Source organism: Corynebacterium sp. 335C (assembly GCF_053525695.1).
In genome coordinates this window covers 190,337-209,017 of the sequence record NZ_JASTTB010000001.1, presented here as the reverse complement: position 1 = coordinate 209,017, position 18,681 = coordinate 190,337, and the positions used below count along the sequence as shown (strand labels likewise).

Below are 18,681 nucleotides of genomic sequence, written 5' to 3'. Positions count from 1 at the left end.
ATGGCGGACGCGACGAGCGGCGCCGGGGCCCGCCCGGGCTTCGGCGACCGCCTGCTGGACGCCACGGAGGCGCGCGGCCGGCTGTGCGCGGGCATCGACCCGCATCCGGCGCTGCTGGAGGCGTGGGGCCTGCCGTACGACGCGGACGGCCTGGAGCGGTTCTCCATGACGTGCGTCGAGGCGTTCGGCGACGTCGTCGCGCTGGTGAAGCCGCAGGTGGCGATGTTCGAGGAGCACGGCTCCCGCGGCTTCGCGGTCCTGGAGCGGCTGCTCGGCGCGCTGTCGGACGCCGGGGCGCTGACCCTGGCGGACGCCAAGCGCGGCGACATCGGCTCCACGATGGCGGCCTACGCCCGCGCGTGGCTGGCCGACGGCTCGCCGCTGGCGTGCGACGCGGTGACGGTCTCGCCGTACCTGGGCTTCGGCTCGCTGGAGCCGGCGCTCGATCTGGCGGAGGAGACGGGCCGGGGCGTGTTCGTCCTGGCGGCGACCTCCAACCCGGAGGGCCCGTCGGTGCAGCGTTCGCGTGACGACGGGGGCCGCGCGCTGTCCCAGCTCATCGTCGACGCCGCGGCGGAGCGGAACGCCTCCGCCGTCGCGGCCGGGGCCCGCGGGGGCTCCGTCGGCGTCGTCGTCGGGGCGACGGTGGCCGAGCCGCCGGTGCTCGACGAGCTGGCGGGCGCGGTGCTCATGCCGGGCGTCGGCGCCCAGGGCGCGGACGCGGACGACGTGGCCCGCGTGGCGGGCGGCGCCGCCCGCCTGGCCCTGCCGAACATCTCCCGGGCCATCCTGAAGGCCGGGCCGGACCCGCGTGCGCTGCGCGAGGCGGCGCTGCGCGCGGCGGGGAAGTTCCCGGCCTGATCCCGTCGGCCGGCGGCGCATGATGCGGAGCCGGCCGGCCCACGGCGGATCGCGGGGGCGCGCACGTGCGCCCCGGCGGTCCGCCGCCGTCGTTTCCGGGGCCATACCAGTCCCGGCGGCGGGCGGCAATTCGCGCCGCGCGGCCCGATCCGCGTTCTGACATGCGGCGACATGGTGCTACACTGTCCCGAGTTGACCCGCCGGAGCCTCCGGCGAGGGCCGGACGGGCGGCGCCCGCGACCGGGCCCGGCGACCCGCCGCACGGCGCGGATTGACCGGTGCGGCCGCAGGTGCGCTAGCCTTACGGCCCGTTCCGCGCGCCACCTGCGCGCGGATGCGTCACCGACGAGAATCCAAGACCCCTAACCCATACGGAGGAACCCGTGGCCCTTCCGCAGTTGACCCCCGAGCAGCGCGCCGCCGCCCTTGAGAAGGCCGCCAAGGCCCGCAAGGTGCGCGCCGAGCTGAAGGACAAGCTGAAGCGCGGCGCCGTCGAGCTGCCCGAGGTCCTGAAGCAGGCCGACGAGGACGAGATCATCGGCAAGATGAAGGTGTCCGCCCTGCTCGAGGCCCTGCCGAAGGTCGGCAAGGTCAAGGCCCAGGAGATCATGGCCGACCTGGAGATCGCCCAGACCCGCCGTCTGCGCGGCCTCGGCGAGCGCCAGCGCCGCGCCCTGCTCGAGCGCTTCGGCTTCACCTCGGAGTAGTCGCGATGTCCCGTCCCGGTTCCGCCCGCGTCGTCGTGCTGTCCGGCCCCGCCGGGTCGGGCAAGTCGACGGTGGTCGCGAAGCTCCTGGCGGGCATCCCGGACCTCTATTTCAGCGTCTCCATGACGACCCGCCCGCCGCGTCCGGGCGAGTCGGACGGGGTCGACTACCACTTCGTCACCCGCGAGCGCTTCGACGCGGCGATCGCGGCCGGCGAGATGCTGGAGTGGGCGGACATCCACGGCGGACTGCAGCGTTCCGGCACGCCCCGCGTGCCGGTGGACGAGGCTCTCGCCGCGGGCCGCCCGGTCCTCATCGAGGTCGATCTGGCCGGGGCCCGGAGCATCGCGGAGTCGATGCCGGAGGCCCGGCGCCTGTTCCTGCGCCCCTCGGACACGGGGGAGATCGAGCGGCGGCTGCGCGGCCGCGGCACGGAGACGGAGGAGCAGGTGGAGCGCCGCCTGCGGACGGCCCGCGAGGAGCTGGCCGCCGAGGGGGAGTTCGACCGGACGATCATCAACGACGACGCCGCCGTCGCGGCCCGGGACATCGCCGCCGAGCTCGGCGCGGATCTCGGCCGCTGACCACGGGGCACGCGCCCCGACCGCGCCCGCGCGAGCGGGCGCCCCGACCATTCGCCATCGATTCGAAGGACAACGCACAGTGACCCAGGAGACCGCAGAGGCCAACCCGCAGCCGGTGTTCGATCCGCCGGTCGGCATCACGAACCCGCCGATCGACGAGCTGCTGGGGACGACCTCCTCCAAGTACGCCCTGGTGATCTTCGCGGCCAAGCGCGCCCGCCAGATCAACGACTACTACCAGCAGCTCAACGAGGGCATGCTGGAGTTCATCGGCCCCCTGGTGACGCCGGGCCCGGCCGAGAAGCCGCTGTCCATCGCCCTGCGCGAGATCAACGCGGGGCTCCTCGATCACACCGAGGGCAACTAGACCGAAGGAGAGGTGGCAGGCCACGTGACCGACGGCCGTGCTTCGACGTCCCCCCGTCCCATGAAGGTGGTCGTCGGCGTGGCCGGCGGAATCGCCGCGTACAAGGCCTGCCACCTCGTCCGCTTCTTCGCCGAGCGCGGCCATGACGTCACGGTCGCGCCGACGCCGTCCGCGCTGAACTTCGTCGGTGCGGCGACGTTCGAGGCGCTGAGCGGCAACCCGGTCTCCACGACGGTCTTCGAGGCCGTCGACGAGGTCCGCCACGTCCGCATCGGGCAGGAGGCGGACCTCGTCGTGATCGCGCCGGCGACCGCGGATCTCATGGCCCGCGCCGCCCAGGGGCGGGCCGACGATCTGCTGACCGCGACGCTGCTGACGGCGACGTGCCCCGTGGTGTTCGCCCCGGCGATGCACACGGAGATGTGGAACCACCCGGCGACCCGGGACAACGTCGCCACGCTGCGCCGGCACGGCGCGGTGGTGCTGGAGCCCGCGCACGGGCGCCTGACCGGGAAGGACAGCGGCCCGGGCCGGCTGCCGGAGCCCGATCACATCGGGCGGATGGCGCTGCTGGCCGCCGAGCGGCCGGGCGCGCTGGACCGCACGCTGGAGGGCCGCCGCGTCGTCATCACCGCCGGCGGCACCCGCGAGGCGCTGGATCCGGTGCGCTACCTGGGCAACCACTCCTCGGGCCGGCAGGGCTTCGCGCTGGCCGACGTCGCGGTGCACCGCGGCGCGTCGGTGACGCTCATCGCGGGCTCGACCGACGAGCTGGACACGCCGCCGGGCGCGGAGCTCGTCCGCATCACGTCCGCGCGCGATCTCGACGCGGCGGTCGCGGAGGCGGCCCCGGGCGCGGACCTCCTCATCATGGCCGCCGCCGTCGCCGACTACCGGCCGGAGACGGAGGCCGCGTCGAAGATGAAGAAGGGCTCCGACGACGACGCCCTCTCGGCGCTGCGCCTGACGGAGAACCCGGACATCCTGCGCCGCACCGTCGAGCGCCGCGCGGCGGGGGAGCTCGACGCGGACGCGGTCATCTGCGGGTTCGCCGCGGAGACGGGCGACGCCGAGCGCACGCCCCTGGATCTGGCGCGGGAGAAGATCGCGCGCAAGGGCTGCGACCTGCTGATGTGCAACGACGTCTCCGGCGGCGGCACCTTCGGCGCCGAGGACAACGCGGGCTGGCTGCTCACCCCGGACGGGGAGGCGGACGACGTGCCACGCGGCTCGAAGCACGCCGTGGCCGCCGCGATCCTCGACGGCGCCGGGGATCTCCTGGACACCCGGACCGCTTAGTCTATACTTGCCGACGTTCCCCGCCCCGGCACCGCCGGCGCGGGCCGCGGGCGACGCGCCCGCCCGACCCACCGAACACCTCCGCCGCGCCGTCCGGGCCAGCCCGGGCGGCGCCGCGGCGGGCAGAAGGGAGACAGATGACCACCCAGGGCCTGCGCCTGTTCACCAGCGAGTCCGTGACCGAGGGCCACCCGGACAAGATCTGCGACGCGATCTCCGACTCGATCCTCGACGCGATGCTCGCCGACGACCCGGACAGCCGCGTCGCGGTGGAGACCGTCGTCACCACCGGCCAGGTCCACGTCGTCGGCGAGGTCTCCACCCGCACCTACGTCGAGATCCCGCGCATCGTGCGCGACCGGCTCATCGAGATCGGCTTCGACTCCTCGGAGAAGGGCTTCGACGGCCACACCTGCGGCGTGCTCGTGTCCATCGGCGAGCAGTCCCCGGAGATCTCCGACGGCGTCACCCAGTCGCTGGAGGCCCGCACCGCCGGCGGCGAGGTCGACGCCGACGATCTGGCGGGCGCCGGCGACCAGGGCCTGATGTTCGGCTACGCGGTCGACGAGACCCCTGAGCTCATGCCGCTGCCGATCGCGCTGGCCCACCGCCTGTCGCGCCGCCTGACCGCGGTCCGCAAGGAGGGCGTGCTGGGCTACCTGCGCCCGGACGGCAAGACCCAGGTGACCGTGGGCTACGACGCCGACGACCGCCCGGTGACGCTGGACACCGTCGTCATCTCCACGCAGCACGACCCCGGCGTGTCCCTGGACCAGATCGAGGCGGACCTGCGCGAGCACGTCATCGACGCCGTGCTGGCGGAGGAGGGCCTGCCGGCCCTCGACGTCTCCGACCTCACCGTCCTGGTGAACCCCTCCGGCTCCTTCGTGCTCGGCGGTCCGATGGGCGACGCGGGCCTGACGGGCCGCAAGATCATCGTCGACACCTACGGCGGCATGGCCCGCCACGGCGGCGGCGCGTTCTCGGGCAAGGACCCGTCCAAGGTCGACCGCTCCGCCGCCTACGCCATGCGCTGGGTCGCGAAGAACGTCGTCGCCGCGGGCCTGGCCCGCCGCGCCGAGGTCCAGGTCGCCTACGCCATCGGCCGCGCCAACCCCGTCGGCCTCTACGTGGAGACCTTCGGCACGGGCGCCGTCGAGCAGTCCGTCATCGAGGAGGCCATCCGCATGGTCTTCGACCTGCGCCCGGCCGCGATCATCCGCGAGCTCGACCTGAAGCGCCCCATCTACGCGCCGACCGCCGCGTACGGCCACTTCGGCCGCACCGACCTCGACGTGCCGTGGGAGCGCACGGACCGCGTCGAGGATCTCCGCGCCGCCGCCGGGCTGTAGCCCGCGGCGCCGCGCGGCACCCGTCGCAAAGCACGGCACCATCCGCGCACCCGACCTACGCCCCGGCCCCGGCATGCACCGCATGCCGGGGCCGCCTCTACTATCGGCGGCATGACCGACGCCCCTGCATCCGGCACCCGCGCCCCCGTGGCGCGGGTGCTGCCGTTGCTCGGGCTGCCGCACCTGGACCGCGTGTTCGACTACCGGGTGCCGGAGCAGATGGTGGAGGCGGCGCAGCCCGGCGTGCGCGTGCGCGTGCGCTTCGGCGGGCGGCTGGTCGACGGGATCCTGCTGGAGCTCGCGGAGACGACGGAGCATCCCGGCCGGCTGGCGGATCTCAAGGCCGTGGTGTCGCCGCACGTGGTGTACCCGCCGCAGCTGGCGCGGCTGACGGAGTCGCTGGCGGAGTACTACGGCGGGGTGCGCAGCGACGTCATCCGCGCGGCGGTGCCGTCGCGGCACGCGCGCGCGGAGAAGTCGCTGGCGGAGACCCCGCCGACGTGGGAGGAGCTCGGCCCCCTCGAGCTCGACGACGTCGACCTGTCGTCGTGGGGCGCCTACGCCTACGGCCGGTCGTTCACGGCCGCGGCGGTCGCCGGCGACGCCGCCCGGCCCGCCCGCGCCGCGTGGCACCCGATGCCGGGGGAGGATGTCGCCGCACGGCTGGCGGAACTCGCGGCGGCAACGGCGCGGGAGGGCGGCGGAGTCCTCGTCATCGTGCCGGATCAGCGGCGGCTGGATGCGCTGGAGGAGGCGCTGCGCCGTCACGTCGGCCCGCGCCAGATCACGGCGCTGTCGGCGGGCACCGGCCCCGAGTCGCGGTACCGGCGCTACCTCGACGCGCTGCGGGGCTCGGCGCGCCTGGTCATCGGCACCCGCTCCGCGGCGTTCACCCCGGTGCGGGACCTGCGGCTGGTCGTGCTGGTCGACGACGGCGACGACACGCTGGTCGACCCGCGCGCCCCGTACGTCCACGCCCGCGAGGTGCTGGTGACCCGGGCGAGCCAGGAAGGCTGCGGCTTCCTCGCGGCCTCGTGGACGCGCACGGCGGAGATGGAGACGCTCGTGCGCTCCGGGTGGCTGGCGCCGCTCATGCCGGCGCCGGAGTCGCTCGCCGCCGCGGTGCCGGAGCTGCGCGCGACGACGGACACCGACGACGACCCCGCCGACGTCTCCCGCGGGCGCCTGCCCGCCGCGGCGTTCCGCGCCGCCCGCGCCGCGCTGCGCGACGACCGGCCCGTGCTGGTGCAGGTGCCGCGCAAGGGCTACGTGCCGACGCTGTCCTGCGGCTCCTGCGGCGCCCCGGCCCGCTGCCGGCACTGCAACGGGCCGCTGGAGATCCCGCATGCGCAGCCGGCGGACGGCGGGCCGGGCGGCGGCACGGGGCAGGGCGGGCCGGGCGGTCCCGCCGGCCCCGGGCCCCGCCGCGAGCTGCCGCTGCGCGCCGCACCCGGCCACGGCGGCTCCGCCGGCGCCCCGACGTGCCGCTGGTGCGGCCGCGTCGACGCCCGCCACCGCTGCCACGAGTGCGGCTCGCCGCGGATCCGGGCCGTCGTCACGGGCTCCGACCGCACGGCGGAGGAGCTCGGCCGCGTCTTCGCCCCGCACCGGATCACCGCGTCGTCGGGCGAGCACGTCGTCGCCCGCGTCGACCCGGGCGCCCGCGTCGTCGTCGCGACGCCGGGCGCGGAGCCGGAGGTCGAGGGCGGCTACGGCGCCGCGATCATCATGGACACGTGGGCGAGCCTCGGCCGCCAGGACCTGCGGGCCGGGGAGGAGGCGCTGGCCAACTGGGCCCGGGCCGCCGCGATGGTCCGCCCGGCCGGCGACGGCGGCGTCGTGGTCGTCGACGCCGACGCCGCCCTGCCGGCCGTCGCCGACCTGCTGCGCTGGGACGTCGCGGCGGCCGCCGCCCGCGAGTACGCCGATCGCGAGGCCGCCGGGTTCCCGCCCGCCGTGCAGATGGCCGCCGTCGACGGATCCGCCGCGGCCGTGGCCGCCTTCCGCGACGGACTGGAGGCCCCGCGGGGCACGGCGTTCCTCGGCCCCGTCCCGCTGCCGCCCGGGGTGCGCCCGCCCGCCGGGTCGGACGCCGACGACGAGCCGGTGCGGCTGCTGCTGCGCGTCCCGCGCGACCGGGCCCGGGAGCTCGGCCGGGCGCTGCGCGTCGCCGCCGCGCGCCGGACGTCGGAGCGCGGATCCCAGCCCGTCCGCGTCATCGTCGACCCGGTGCGCATCGGCTGATCCCCGGCCCGCCGGACCCGGCCGGGCGTCCGGCACGGCTCCGGCGGGGTGCGTCGTCACGCGACCGGGGCGACCCCGCGCGGCGCGGGGGAGCACCCGTTGCCTGCGCTACCATGGGCGGGATCGCGGGGCCCGGAACCGGCCCCGCCACGCCACCCGACCCCGAACCCCCGAAGGGAGATGATCCGGCGATGGCGCTGCGCGACATCCGCCTGTTCGGCGACCCGGTCCTGACGTCCCGCGCCGACGAGGTGACGGACTTCGACGCCGATCTGGCCCGCCTGGCCGAGGACATGCTGGAGACCATGGACGACAGCCGCGGCGTCGGCCTGGCCGCCAACCAGGTCGGCGTGCTGCGCCGCATCTTCGTCTACGACTGCGAGGGCGTCCGCGGCGCCCTGGTCAACCCGGTGTGGGAGCCGGTGGACGACGAGATGCAGGTCGGCGAGGAGGGCTGCCTGTCCGTGCCCGGCGTCGGCGGAGACGTCGAGCGCCACATGCGCGTGCGCGCCACCGGCCAGGACCCGCAGGGACGGCCGGTGGAGATCGAGGCCGAGGGACTGCTCGCCCGCTGCATCCAGCACGAGACCGACCACCTGGACGGCGTGATGTTCATGCGCCGCATGGCGCCGGACGTGCGGAAGCAGGCGATGCGCGACCTGCGCGCCACCGACTGGTTCATGAAGGGGTGACGGGTGCGATGCGCATCGTCTTCGCCGGCACCCCGGAGCCGGCCGTCCCGTCCCTGAGGCGGCTGCTGGAGCACCCGGACCACGAGGTCGTCGCGGTGCTCACCCGCCCCGACGCGAAGCGCGGCCGCGGGAAGCGGCTGCACCCGTCGCCGGTGCGCGAGGTCGCCGACGCCGCGGGCGTGCCCGTGCTCACGCCCCGCTCCCTGCGCGACGCCGACGCCGCGGAGGCGCTGCGGGAGCTCGCGCCCGACTGCGTCGCCGTCGTCGCCTACGGCAACCTCGTGCCGCCGGAGCTGCTCGACCTGCCGGTCCACGGCTGGGTGAACCTGCACTTCTCGCTGCTGCCCGCCTGGCGGGGCGCCGCGCCGGTGCAGGCGGCCATCGCCGCGGGCGACGAGATCACGGGCGCCTCCACCTTCCGCATCGAGGAGGGCCTGGACACCGGCCCGGTGCTCGGCACGGTCACGGAGGCGGTGCGCGCCGACGACACCGCCGGCGACCTGCTGGATCGCCTCGCCGTCTCCGGCGCCGACCTGCTGGCGGCGACGATGGACGGCCTGGCCGCCGGGCGGATGCGCCCGGAGCCGCAGCCGGCCGAGGGCGTCAGCCACGCGGCGAAGATCACGCCGGAGGACGCCCGCATCGACTGGTCGCTGCCGGCCCACGTCATCGACCGCCGCGTGCGCGCGCACCTGCCGCATCCGGGGCCGTGGACGATGCTGGGGGAGGCGCGCCTGAAGCTCGGCCGCGTCACGCCGCTGGCGGAGTCGGACCCGATGGCCGAGGGCGGGCTCGCCCCCGGCGTGATCCGCCGCCGCAAGGCGCGCGTGGTGGTGGGCACGGGCACCGTGCCCGTGGAGCTGACGGAGGTCCAGGCGCCGGGCAAGCGCATGATGCGCGCGGGCGACTGGGCCAACGGCGCCGATCCGGACGGGAAGGTCGTGGAGTAGATGCGTGACGACGACGAGGGCGGCGCCCGCCGCGACGGCGGCGCCGGGGATGCCGGCGGCCCGCGCAGGGGCGGCCGGCGCCGCAACGCGGCCGGCGAGCGCCGCGGCAGGAAGGGGCGCGACGACGCGGCCCGCGGCGGGCGCGGCAACCGGCGCGGCGGCAATCGCGGCGGCAACAGGGGCAACCACGGCAGCCGCCCGCGCCGCGACCACGGCGTCGACGCCCCGCGCGCGGCGGCCCTCGAGGTCATTGCGGCGGTGCGCGACAAGGGCGCCTACGCGAACCTCGCGCTGCCGGCGGAGCTGCGCCGGCGGAAGATGGAGGGCCGCGACGCCGCCTTCGCGACGGAGCTGACCTACGGCACGCTGCGCGCCCGCGGGCTCGTCGACGCCGTGCTCGACTCGGCGTCGTCGCGGCCGCTGGAGGAGATCGACCCCGAGCTCCTCGACGTGCTGCGCATGGGCGCTTACCAGCTGCTGCGCACCCGCGTCGGCGCCCATGCGGCCGTCGACACGTCGGTCCGTGCGGCGGAGGCGGCCGGGTCGGGCGCGGCGAAGGGCTTCGTCAACGCCGTGCTGCGCACCGTCGCGAAGCGATCGGAGCAGGAGTGGGTGGAGCGCGTCGCGCCGGACGCGGCGCGCGACCCCATCGGCCACCTGGCGATGCGCCACAACCACCCGCGCTGGATCGCCGAGGCGTTCGCGCAGGCGCTGGGCACCGACGCCGCGGAGCTCGCCGACGCGCTGGCGGCCGACGACTCCCGCCCCGTGGTGCACCTGGCCGCCCGGCCCGGCGAGATCACCGCGGAGGAGCTGGCGCTGGTCACCGGCGGCGAGGAGGGCCCGTGGTCCCCGTACGCCGTGCGCCTCGACGACGGCGGCGACCCCGGCGACCTGCAGCCCGTCCGCAATCGCCTGGCGGCGGTGCAGGACGAGGGCTCCCAGCTCATCGCCCGCGCCGCCGCGGAGGCCCCGCTGGACGGGCCCGACGGCGGCCGCTGGCTCGACCTGTGCGCCGGCCCCGGCGGCAAGGCCGCGTTCCTCGGCGCCATCGCCGCCATCGACGGCGCCCGCGTCGACGCGGTGGAGCTGCAGGAGCGGCGCGCGAACCTCGTGCGCGAGGCGACCGCCGGCCTGCCCGTCGACGTCCACGTCGCCGACGGCCGCGACCCGGGCCTGGAGCCCGGCTACGACCGCGTGCTCGTCGACGCGCCGTGCTCCGGCCTGGGGTCGCTGCGCCGCCGCCCGGAGTCGCGGTGGACGAAGGACCCGTCGGATCTGCGGGCGCTGACGACGCTGCAGGGCGAGCTGCTCGCCTCCGCCGCGGAGCTGGTGCGCCCGGGCGGGGTCATCGTCTACTCGACGTGCTCGCCGCACGTGCGGGAGACCCGCGGCGCCGTCGACCGCGCCGTGCGCACCCAGGGGCTGGAGGAGCTCGACGCCCACGGCCTCGTCGCCCCGATGGACCGCGTCGGCGATCACCCGTCGGTGCAGATGTGGCCGCACCGCCACGGCACCGACGCGATGTTCTTCGCCGTGCTGCGCCGTCCGGCGCAGGCGTAGCGCCGCCGTCCCCGTCCGCGTGACGACGGGACCCGCCGCGGCCGTCCGCCGCCCCGGCGCCGGGGTCCGCCCCGCCCCGGGGGACGCGGGCGCGCGCCGCGGCCGGGGGGCCGCCCGGTGGCGGTAGGATCGGGGCCATGAACGCGCCGATCATCGCCCCCTCCATCCTCTCCGCCGACTTCGCGCACCTGGGCCGCGACGTCGAGCGGGTGCCGGGCGCCGACTGGATCCACGTCGACGTCATGGACGGACACTTCGTGCCCAACCTCAGCTTCGGCGTCCCCATCCTGAAGGCCGTCGACTCCGTCACCGACCGCTTCCTCGACGTCCACCTGATGATCGAGAACCCGCAGGACTGGGTCGACGGCTACGTCAAGGGCGGCGCGGACAGCATCACCTTCCACGTCGAGGCCGCCGACGACGTCATCGCCCTGGCCCGCCGCCTGCGGGAGGCCGGCGTCGGCGCGGGCATCTCCGTGCGCCCCGGCACCGACATCCGCCCGTGGCTCGACCACCTGGAGGAGTTCGACCTGGTGCTGGTCATGAGCGTCGAGCCGGGCTTCGGCGGACAGTCCTTCATGCCGGATCAGCTGGAGAAGGTCCGGCTGCTGCGCGCCGCCATCGACGAGCGCGGCCTGGACTGCGTCGTCGAGATCGACGGCGGCATCAACGCCACGACCATCGGCGACGCGGCCGCCGCCGGCGCGGACGCCTTCGTCGCCGGCTCCGCCGTCTACGGCGCCGAGGACCCGAACGAGGCGGTCGAGGAGCTCCGCCGCCTGGCGGCCGCCGCACGCTGACCCCGCCGCGCCGGTCACGGGCGCGGCACGACCCCGCGGACGCGCACTCCGCGCGCCCGCCCGACGCGAGGAGGATCCCCGTGCCCGTCTTCCCGGATCTCGCCGCCGCCACGCCGCTGTCCGACGACCAGGCGATGCGCGCGGCCATCGCCGCCGCCGAGCGCGTCCGCGGCTCCACCACCCCCAACCCGCCGGTCGGCTGCGTCGTCCTCGACGCCCGCGGCATCCCCGTCGCCGCCGCCGGCACGGAGCCCGTCGGCGGCCCGCACGCGGAGCCGCAGGCCCTCGCCGCCGCCGGGGATCGGGCGCGCGGCGGGACGGCCGTCGTCACGCTCGAACCCTGCAACCACACGGGGCGCACCGGGCCCTGCACCCGGGCGCTCGCGGAGGCGGGCGTCGCCCGCGTCGTGTTCGGCGTGTCCGACCCGAACCCCGTCGCCGCCGGCGGCGCGGACTGGCTGGCGGAGCAGGGCGTCGAGGTGAGCCGCGGCGTGCTCTCCGGCGTCATCGCCGACACCGTGCTGCGGCCCTGGCTGCACTGGCAGGCAACGCGGCGCCCCCACATCACGCTGAAGACCGCCGGCACCCTCGATGGCCTCGCCGCCGCGACCGACGGCTCCTCCCAGTGGATCACCGGCGAGCGGGCCCGTGAGCGCGTCCACGTCGACCGGTCGCGGCGCGACGCCATCGTCGTCGGCACCGGCACCGTCATCGCCGACGACCCGCGCCTCACCGCCCGGAAACCGGACGGCGGCCTGCACGACCGCCAGCCGCTGCGCGTCGTCGTGGGGGAGAAGGACGTGCCGGACGACGCGCTGGTGCGCGGCGACGGCGCCCCCGGCGACGGGGGCTTCCGCCACATCCGCACCCGCGACATGGAGACCGTCGTCGACGTGCTCGCCGACCTCGGCATCGTCGACGTCCTCGTCGAGGGCGGGCCGCGGCTGGCCGGCGCGTTCCTGGAGGCGGGGCTCGTCGACGCCGTCGAGTCCTACGTCGCCCCGTCGCTGCTCGGCGCCGGCACCGCCGTCGTCGACACCTGCGCGCGCACCTCGATCGACGACATCACGCGGTTCCGCACCGTCTCCGTCGACGTGCTGGGCGACGACGTGCTCATCCGCGCCGTGCGCCGCGACGCCTGACGACGGGGCGCCCGGCGCGCCGCCGCCCGCGAACGGGGGAGGGGCGGGCCCGGCCCCGGGGCGCCGCTGCGGCCGCGCACGGGGCCGGGGCTAGGCTCTGTGGAATGTTCACCGGAATCGTCGAAGAGAAGGGCCGCGTCGCGGCCATCGAGGAGCTGGGCGACGCGATCCGCCTGTCCGTCTCCTGCACCCTGGCCGTCTCCGACGCCCACCTGGGCGACAGCATCGCGGTCAACGGCGTGTGCCTGACCGTCGCGGAGATGATCGGCGATCGGGAGGGCTTCGTCGCCGACGTCATGCGCGAGTCCCTCGACCGCTCCGGCCTCGGCGACCTCGCCGTGGGCGACGAGGTCAACCTCGAGCGCGCCCTCGCCGTCGGCGCCCGCCTCGGCGGCCACGTCATGCAGGGCCACGTCGACGGCGTCGGCGAGGTCGTCTCCCGCACCCCGGCGGAGCACTGGGAGGTCCTCCGCATCTCCCTGCCCGCCGATCTGGACCGCTACGTCGTGGAGAAGGGCTCCATCGCCGTCGACGGAACGTCGCTGACGGTCTCCGCGATCGGGGAGGGCTGGTTCGAGGTGTCCCTCATCCCCACGACCCTGCGCGATTCAGTCATCGGCGCACGTGGCGCAGGCGATCGGGTCAACCTGGAGGTCGACGTGATGGCCAAGTACGTCGAGAAGATGCTCGGCCGATAGACTCATGGCCGTGATTGAACTGGACAGCGTCGAGAGGGCCGTGGCCGACATCGCGGCCGGCCGCGCCGTCGTCGTCATCGACGACGAGGACCGCGAGAACGAGGGCGACATCATCTTCGCCGCCGAGAAGGCGACGCCCGAGCTGCTCGCCTTCATGGTCCGCTACTCCTCCGGCTACGTCTGCGCCCCGCTGACCGGCGCCGACTGCGATCGCCTGGGCCTGCCGCCGATGGTCGCCCGGAACGAGGACGCCCGCGGCACCGCCTACACCGTCACCGTCGACGCCTCCACCGGCACCACCGGCATCTCCGCGACCTCCCGCGCCCACACCATCCGCCTGCTCGCGGACCCGGAGACGCGCCCGGAGGACTTCACCCGTCCCGGCCACGTCGTCCCGCTGCGCGCCCGCGACGGCGGCGTCCTGGCCCGCGCCGGCCACACGGAGGCCGCCGTGGATCTCGCCCGCCTGGCGGGCCTGCGCCCGGCCGGCGTGCTGTGCGAGGTCGTCTCCGAGGACGACCCGACGGACATGGCCCGCAGCGAGGAGCTGCGCCGCTTCTGCGACGCCCACGACCTCGCGCTCATCAGCATCGAGCAGCTCATCGAGTACCGCCGACACCACGAGACGCTGGTCGAGCGGGTCGTCGAGACGCGCATGCCCACCGACTTCGGCCTCTTCCGCGCCGTGGGCTACCGCAGCCGCGTCGACGGCGTCGAGCACGTCGCCCTCGTCGTCGGCGACATCACCGCCGACGACGGCCGCGACGTCCTCGTTCGCGTGCACTCCGAGTGCCTGACCGGCGACGTGTTCGGCTCCCGCCGCTGCGACTGCGGCCAGCAGCTGCACCGCTCCATGGAGATGGTCCAGGAGGCCGGCCGCGGCGTCATCCTGTACATGCGCGGACACGAGGGCCGCGGCATCGGCCTGATGAGCAAGCTCGAGGCGTACCACCTGCAGGACGCCGGCGCCGACACCGTCGACGCGAACCTCGCGCTCGGCCTGCCCGCCGACGCCCGCGAGTACGGCACCGGCGCCCAGATCCTGCGGGACCTCGGCGTGCGCACCATGGCCCTGCTGACCAACAACCCGACCAAGCGCGCCGGCCTCGGCGGCCACGGCCTGGAGATGGAGCGCCGCGTGCCGGTGCCCGTCGAGGTCAACGAGGACAACATCCGCTACCTGCTGACCAAGCGCGAGCGGATGGGCCATGAACTGCCGTGGCTGGACGACTACATTGGGGACCACGGGCTCCCGGAGGGCCCCGCCCCCTCGGAGCTGCCCGGCCGCATCGCCGAGTGCCCCGCCTGCGGCACCCACCACGTGGAGCCGCACGCGCACTAGGCCCGCGCCCGGGCCCCGCCCGGCCCGCATCCCGCGGACCGGGCCATCCGCGCCCCGCACCCGCCGCGCGGGGCGCGCCACCGACGCAAAGGAGACATCGTGAGCGGAGCCGGACTCCCGGACATCGAGCTGCCCGACGCCGAGGGGCTGACCGTCGGCGTCGTCACGGCCCACTGGAACGCCGACATCACCTCCGTGCTCCGCGAGCGCGCCATCGCCGCCGCCGAGGAGGCGGGCGCGACGGTGGAGGACCACGTCGTCGTCGGCACGCTGGAGCTGCCCGTCGTCGTGCAGGCGCTCGCGCGGCGCTGCGACGCCGTCGTGGCGCTCGGCTGCGTCATCCGCGGCGGCACCCCGCACTTCGACTACGTCTGCGACTCCGTGACGCAGGGGCTCACCCGCATCGCGCTGGACGAGGCGACGCCCGTCGGCAACGGCGTCCTGACGTGCGACACCCACGAGCAGGCCGTCGCCCGCTCCGGCGTCGAGGGCTCCACCGAGGACAAGGGCCGCGAGGCGATGGTCGCCGCGCTGCACACCGCCCTCGTACTGTCCCGCGTCGACGACGACCGGCCCTACGCCGGGGGCGAGGGCGAGGTGATCGCGTGACCGCCCGCGACGCCCGCACCTCCGGCGAGCGCGCCGCCGACCCGGCGGCCGCGGCCGACGGCGGCTGGGTCTACGAGGTCACCTCGAAGCGGATGAAGACGTGGGGCTGGGGCCTCGCCGCCGCCGCGATCGTGATCCACCTGTTCATGGGCGCCGTCGTCGGCGTCGGCGACACCGGCGCCGCGGTCACCCCCATCGACGTCGCCGCCTACCCGCTCATCGGCGTCATCGTCGCCGCCTGCGCCCTGACGCTCACCCGCCCGCGCGTGCGCGTCAACGACCGCGGCGTCGAGGTCCGCAACTTCGGCGGCCCCCGGTTCTACGTGTGGGCCGACGTCTACGGCCTGAGCTTCCCGGAGGACGCGCGCTGCGCCCGCCTGGAGCTGCCCGACTTCGAGTTCGTCCCCATGTGGGCGATGCCCGCCTCCGACGGCGAGCGCACCGTCGACGCCGTCCGCCGGTTCCGCGAGCTCGAGGACCGCTGGATGCCCGAGGACTAGGGCGTGGCCGACCCCGCGACCTACCGCCCCGCCCCCGGCACCATCCCCCAGGAGCCGGGGGTGTACACGTTCCGCGACGACTCCGGGCGCGTGCTCTACGTCGGCAAGGCGAAGAACCTGCGCGCCCGCCTGTCCAACTACTTCCAGGACGTCGCCGGCCTGCACCCCCGCACCCGGCAGATGGTGCTGTCCGCCTCCCAGGTGCGCTGGACCGTCGTGCGCACCGAGGTCGAGGCGCTGCAGCTCGAGTACACGTGGATCAAGCGCTTCCGGCCCCGGTACAACGTCATGTACCGCGACGACAAGAGCTACCCGATGCTCGCCGTCAGCGTCGGGGAGCTCTACCCGCGGCTGTTCGTCTACCGCGGCCCCCGCCGCAAGGGAGTGCGCTACTTCGGCCCCTACGGCCACGCGTGGGCCATCCGCGAGACCCTCGACCTGCTCACCCGCGTCTTCCCGGCCCGCACGTGCACGAAGGGCGTGTTCAACCGGCAGCGCCAGCTCGAGCGGCCCTGCCTGCTGGGCTACATCGACAAGTGCGCCGCCCCCTGCGTCCACCGCGTCTCCGCGGAGGAGCACCGTGCCATCGTCGACGGCTTCATGCGCTTCATGTCCGGCGACACCCGGCAGCTGACCCGCTCGCTGGAGACCGAGATGACGGAGGCCGCCGAGCAGCTGGACTTCGAGCGCGCCGCCCGCCTGCGCGACGACCTGCAGGCCGTCCACCGGGTGATGGAGAAGCAGTCGGTGGTCCTCGGCGACGCCACGGACGCCGACCTCGTCGCCTTCGCGACCGACGAGCTCGAGGCGGCCGTCCAGATCTTCCACGTCCGCTCCGGGCGCATCCACGGCCAGCGCGGCTGGGTCGTCGAGAAGTCCGGCGACGCGGAGACCGGCCCCATCGCCGAAGGGGAGGAGGACCCGGCGCTGCCGCGGCTGCTCGCCGACTTCCTGGCGCAGTTCTACGGCGACGCCGCCGAGCACGCGCGCGTCGACGGCGACGAGTCGACGACCGCCGCCGGCACCGTGCCGCGCGAGATCCTGGTGCAGGTCGAGCCCGACGACGCCGACGGGGTCCGCGAGTACCTCTCCGGCATCCGCGGCGCCCACGTCGACCTGCGCGTGCCGCAGCGCGGCGACAAGCGGGAGCTGCTGGAGACGGTTCGCCGCAACGCCGCCGAGGCGCTGACCCAGCACAAGCTGCGCCGCTCCGGCGACCTCACCGCCCGCTCGCAGGCGCTGGAGGGCATCCGCGACGCCCTGTTCATGGACGAGGCGCCGCTGCGCATCGAGTGCACCGACATCTCCCACATCCAGGGCACCGACGTCGTCGCGTCCCTGGTCGTGTTCGAGGACGGGCTGCCGAAGAAGTCCGACTACCGCCGGTACCGCATCCGCGACGCCGCCGGCGACGGCCGCAGCGACGACGTCGGCTCCATCGCCGAGGTCGTCCGCCGCCGCTTCCGCCGCCACGTCGAGGACAAGCTGGCCATGCCGGGCAGCGAGGACGGCACCGCGTTCGAGGACGAGGAGGCCGACGTCGTCGAGGAGGCGACCTCCGAGCGCCGGTTCGCGTACCCGCCGCAGCTGTTCATCGTCGACGGCGGCGCCCCGCAGGTCGCCGCCGCCCAGGCGGTGCTCGACGAGCTGGGGGTCGACGACGTCACCCTCGTCGGCCTGGCGAAGCGCCTGGAGGAGATCTGGGTACCCGGCGACGACGAGCCGGTGATCCTGCCCCGCGGCGGGGAGGCGATGTACCTCATGCAGCGCATCCGCGACGAGGCCCACCGGTTCGCCATCACCTACCACCGGCAGCAGCGGTCCAAGCGCATGCGGGCGTCGGTGCTCGACGGCATCCCGGGCCTGGGCCCGCAACGGCGCTCCGACCTCGTGAAGCACTTCGGGTCCGTGAAGAAGCTGAAGGCGGCGAGCGAGGACGAGATCCGGGAGGTCCGCGGGATCGGCCCGGCGCTGGCGGCGACGGTGCACGCGGCGCTGCACCCGGGCGACGGCGGGGGCGGTGAAGGCCGGGCGGAGCAGGGGTCAACGACGTAGGCTGGACGGCATGACGCAACCGACCGTGCCCGGAGTCAGCCCGGATCCCTCGCTCGTGCTCATCACCGGCATGAGCGGCTCCGGCCGCAACACGGCCGCCCAGGTGCTCGAGGAGATGGGCTGGTACGTCGCGGACAACCTCCCGCCGGAGCTCATCGTGCGCATGGTGCAGCTGAGCTTCGACGGGGATTCGCCGGTCGAGCGCCTGGCCATCGTCACCGACGTCCGCTCCCGCGCCTTCGCGGGCTCGCTGGGCGACGTCCTCGACCGCCTGCGGGACACGGGCCACCGGCCGCTGGTGATGTTCCTCGACGCCGACGACGACGTGCTCATCGCCCGCTACGACAAGGTGCGCCGCCGCCATCCGCTGCAGGACGACGGCACGCTCGTCGACGGCCTGGAGCGCGAGCGGGTGATGCTCGCCGGCATCAAGGCGGCCGCCGACATCGTCGTCGACACGTCCCGGATGTCCATCCACGACCTGCGCCGGGAGCTGGAGCGCCAGTTCACCGACCCGGCGTCGGCGAAGCAGCACGTGACCGTGCAGTCGTTCGGCTTCAAGCACGGCGCCCCGCGCGACGCGGACATGCTGCTGGACGTCCGCTTCCTGCCCAACCCGTACTGGGTGCCGGAGCTGCGCGAGCACCGCGGCACCGACGACGACGTGGCGGAGTTCGTGCTGGAGCGCCCCGAGTCGGCGCGCTTCCTCGACCTGGTCCGCCAGATGGTGGAGGTGGCGCTGCCCGGCTACAAGCGCGAGGGCAAGAGCTTCATGACCATCGCCATCGGCTGCACCGGCGGCCACCACCGCAGCGTCGCCGTCGCGGAGGCGCTCGCCGACCGCCTCGGCGGCATGCCCGGCGTCGTCGTCGACGCCGTCCACAGGGACATCGCCCGCGACTGACGACGGGGCCCG

At 75.3% G+C, this 18,681-nt stretch carries 18 protein-coding genes; all 18 read left to right on the top strand.

All coding sequences use genetic code 11. The features are described 5' to 3' along the window. The 18 genes from pyrF to rapZ all read left to right on the top strand — a co-directional run bounded on the left by pyrF (nucleotide 1) and on the right by rapZ (nucleotide 18,669). A complete protein-coding gene (pyrF, locus tag QQS41_RS00885; RefSeq protein WP_448850827.1) occupies nucleotides 1-861 on the top strand; it encodes an orotidine-5'-phosphate decarboxylase in 861 nt (286 codons plus the stop codon). Nucleotides 862-1,244: 383 nt separating this feature from the next. Beyond that, on the top strand, nucleotides 1,245-1,568 hold the full coding sequence (mihF, locus tag QQS41_RS00880; protein ID WP_448850826.1) for an integration host factor, actinobacterial type: 324 nt from the start codon (nucleotides 1,245-1,247) through the stop codon (nucleotides 1,566-1,568). A gap of 5 nt (nucleotides 1,569-1,573) precedes the next feature. Then, a complete protein-coding gene (gmk, locus tag QQS41_RS00875; RefSeq protein ID WP_448850825.1) occupies nucleotides 1,574-2,152 on the top strand; it encodes a guanylate kinase in 579 nt (192 codons plus the stop codon). A 79-nt stretch (nucleotides 2,153-2,231) separates the two neighbouring features. Then, on the top strand, nucleotides 2,232-2,519 hold the full coding sequence (gene rpoZ / locus QQS41_RS00870; RefSeq protein WP_448850824.1) for a DNA-directed RNA polymerase subunit omega: 288 nt from the start codon (nucleotides 2,232-2,234) through the stop codon (nucleotides 2,517-2,519). 60 nt (nucleotides 2,520-2,579) lie between these two features. Continuing rightward, nucleotides 2,580-3,818: a bifunctional phosphopantothenoylcysteine decarboxylase/phosphopantothenate--cysteine ligase CoaBC gene (coaBC, locus tag QQS41_RS00865; protein WP_448850823.1), complete on the top strand. Its 1,239-nt coding sequence runs from the start codon at nucleotides 2,580-2,582 to the stop codon at nucleotides 3,816-3,818. A gap of 137 nt (nucleotides 3,819-3,955) precedes the next feature. Beyond that, nucleotides 3,956-5,170, top strand: coding sequence for a methionine adenosyltransferase (gene metK / locus QQS41_RS00860; protein WP_448850822.1), 1,215 nt, complete (start codon nucleotides 3,956-3,958; stop codon nucleotides 5,168-5,170). Between the two features lie 111 nt (nucleotides 5,171-5,281). Beyond that, on the top strand, nucleotides 5,282-7,414 hold the full coding sequence (locus QQS41_RS00855; protein ID WP_448850821.1) for a primosomal protein N': 2,133 nt from the start codon (nucleotides 5,282-5,284) through the stop codon (nucleotides 7,412-7,414). Between the two features lie 191 nt (nucleotides 7,415-7,605). Next, complete coding sequence (gene def / locus QQS41_RS00850) at nucleotides 7,606-8,106, top strand: peptide deformylase (RefSeq protein ID WP_448850820.1); 501 nt, start codon at nucleotides 7,606-7,608, stop codon at nucleotides 8,104-8,106. An 8-nt stretch (nucleotides 8,107-8,114) separates the two neighbouring features. Then, nucleotides 8,115-9,056, top strand: a complete 942-nt coding sequence (gene fmt, locus QQS41_RS00845; protein WP_448850819.1) for a methionyl-tRNA formyltransferase — start codon at nucleotides 8,115-8,117, stop codon at nucleotides 9,054-9,056. Further along, nucleotides 9,057-10,619, top strand: a complete 1,563-nt coding sequence (locus tag QQS41_RS00840; RefSeq protein ID WP_448850818.1) for an RsmB/NOP family class I SAM-dependent RNA methyltransferase — start codon at nucleotides 9,057-9,059, stop codon at nucleotides 10,617-10,619. A gap of 137 nt (nucleotides 10,620-10,756) precedes the next feature. Then, nucleotides 10,757-11,419 carry a ribulose-phosphate 3-epimerase gene (rpe, locus tag QQS41_RS00835; RefSeq protein ID WP_448850817.1) on the top strand — a complete coding sequence of 221 codons (663 nt, stop codon included), beginning with the start codon at nucleotides 10,757-10,759 and terminating at the stop codon, nucleotides 11,417-11,419. Nucleotides 11,420-11,553: 134 nt separating this feature from the next. After that, the gene (ribD, locus tag QQS41_RS00830) at nucleotides 11,554-12,561 is read left to right on the top strand and encodes a bifunctional diaminohydroxyphosphoribosylaminopyrimidine deaminase/5-amino-6-(5-phosphoribosylamino)uracil reductase RibD (RefSeq protein WP_448851923.1); all 1,008 of its coding nucleotides are present in this window, start codon (nucleotides 11,554-11,556) and stop codon (nucleotides 12,559-12,561) included. 104 nt (nucleotides 12,562-12,665) lie between these two features. Then, nucleotides 12,666-13,259 (top strand): riboflavin synthase, encoded by a 594-nt coding sequence (locus tag QQS41_RS00825; RefSeq protein WP_448850816.1) that lies wholly within the window; start codon nucleotides 12,666-12,668, stop codon nucleotides 13,257-13,259. Between the two features lie 4 nt (nucleotides 13,260-13,263). Further along, nucleotides 13,264-14,601 carry a bifunctional 3,4-dihydroxy-2-butanone-4-phosphate synthase/GTP cyclohydrolase II gene (locus QQS41_RS00820; protein ID WP_448850815.1) on the top strand — a complete coding sequence of 446 codons (1,338 nt, stop codon included), beginning with the start codon at nucleotides 13,264-13,266 and terminating at the stop codon, nucleotides 14,599-14,601. A gap of 99 nt (nucleotides 14,602-14,700) precedes the next feature. Further along, nucleotides 14,701-15,210, top strand: coding sequence for a 6,7-dimethyl-8-ribityllumazine synthase (ribH, locus tag QQS41_RS00815; protein WP_448850814.1), 510 nt, complete (start codon nucleotides 14,701-14,703; stop codon nucleotides 15,208-15,210). Further along, nucleotides 15,207-15,710 carry a PH domain-containing protein gene (locus QQS41_RS00810; RefSeq protein WP_448850813.1) on the top strand — a complete coding sequence of 168 codons (504 nt, stop codon included), beginning with the start codon at nucleotides 15,207-15,209 and terminating at the stop codon, nucleotides 15,708-15,710. Before ribH ends, QQS41_RS00810 begins: the two co-directional genes overlap by 4 nt. A gap of 3 nt (nucleotides 15,711-15,713) precedes the next feature. Next, complete coding sequence (gene uvrC, locus QQS41_RS00805) at nucleotides 15,714-17,765, top strand: excinuclease ABC subunit UvrC (protein WP_448850812.1); 2,052 nt, start codon at nucleotides 15,714-15,716, stop codon at nucleotides 17,763-17,765. A 10-nt stretch (nucleotides 17,766-17,775) separates the two neighbouring features. After that, a complete protein-coding gene (gene rapZ / locus QQS41_RS00800) occupies nucleotides 17,776-18,669 on the top strand; it encodes an RNase adapter RapZ (protein WP_448850811.1) in 894 nt (297 codons plus the stop codon). The last annotated feature ends 12 nt before the right edge of the window (nucleotides 18,670-18,681 follow it).

Coding starts and splice junctions, on each gene's coding strand:
- rpe (WP_448850817.1), top strand. CDS start 10,757: ATGAACGCGCCGATCATCGCCCCCTCCATCCTCTCCGCCGACTTCGCG.
- QQS41_RS00855 (WP_448850821.1), top strand. CDS start 5,282: ATGACCGACGCCCCTGCATCCGGCACCCGCGCCCCCGTGGCGCGGGTG.
- QQS41_RS00825 (WP_448850816.1), top strand. CDS start 12,666: ATGTTCACCGGAATCGTCGAAGAGAAGGGCCGCGTCGCGGCCATCGAG.
- coaBC (WP_448850823.1), top strand. CDS start 2,580: ATGAAGGTGGTCGTCGGCGTGGCCGGCGGAATCGCCGCGTACAAGGCC.
- pyrF (WP_448850827.1), top strand. CDS start 1: ATGGCGGACGCGACGAGCGGCGCCGGGGCCCGCCCGGGCTTCGGCGAC.
- metK (WP_448850822.1), top strand. CDS start 3,956: ATGACCACCCAGGGCCTGCGCCTGTTCACCAGCGAGTCCGTGACCGAG.
- gmk (WP_448850825.1), top strand. CDS start 1,574: ATGTCCCGTCCCGGTTCCGCCCGCGTCGTCGTGCTGTCCGGCCCCGCC.
- fmt (WP_448850819.1), top strand. CDS start 8,115: ATGCGCATCGTCTTCGCCGGCACCCCGGAGCCGGCCGTCCCGTCCCTG.
- QQS41_RS00820 (WP_448850815.1), top strand. CDS start 13,264: ATGGCCGTGATTGAACTGGACAGCGTCGAGAGGGCCGTGGCCGACATC.
- ribD (WP_448851923.1), top strand. CDS start 11,554: ATGCGCGCGGCCATCGCCGCCGCCGAGCGCGTCCGCGGCTCCACCACC.
- def (WP_448850820.1), top strand. CDS start 7,606: ATGGCGCTGCGCGACATCCGCCTGTTCGGCGACCCGGTCCTGACGTCC.
- QQS41_RS00840 (WP_448850818.1), top strand. CDS start 9,057: ATGCGTGACGACGACGAGGGCGGCGCCCGCCGCGACGGCGGCGCCGGG.
- rapZ (WP_448850811.1), top strand. CDS start 17,776: ATGACGCAACCGACCGTGCCCGGAGTCAGCCCGGATCCCTCGCTCGTG.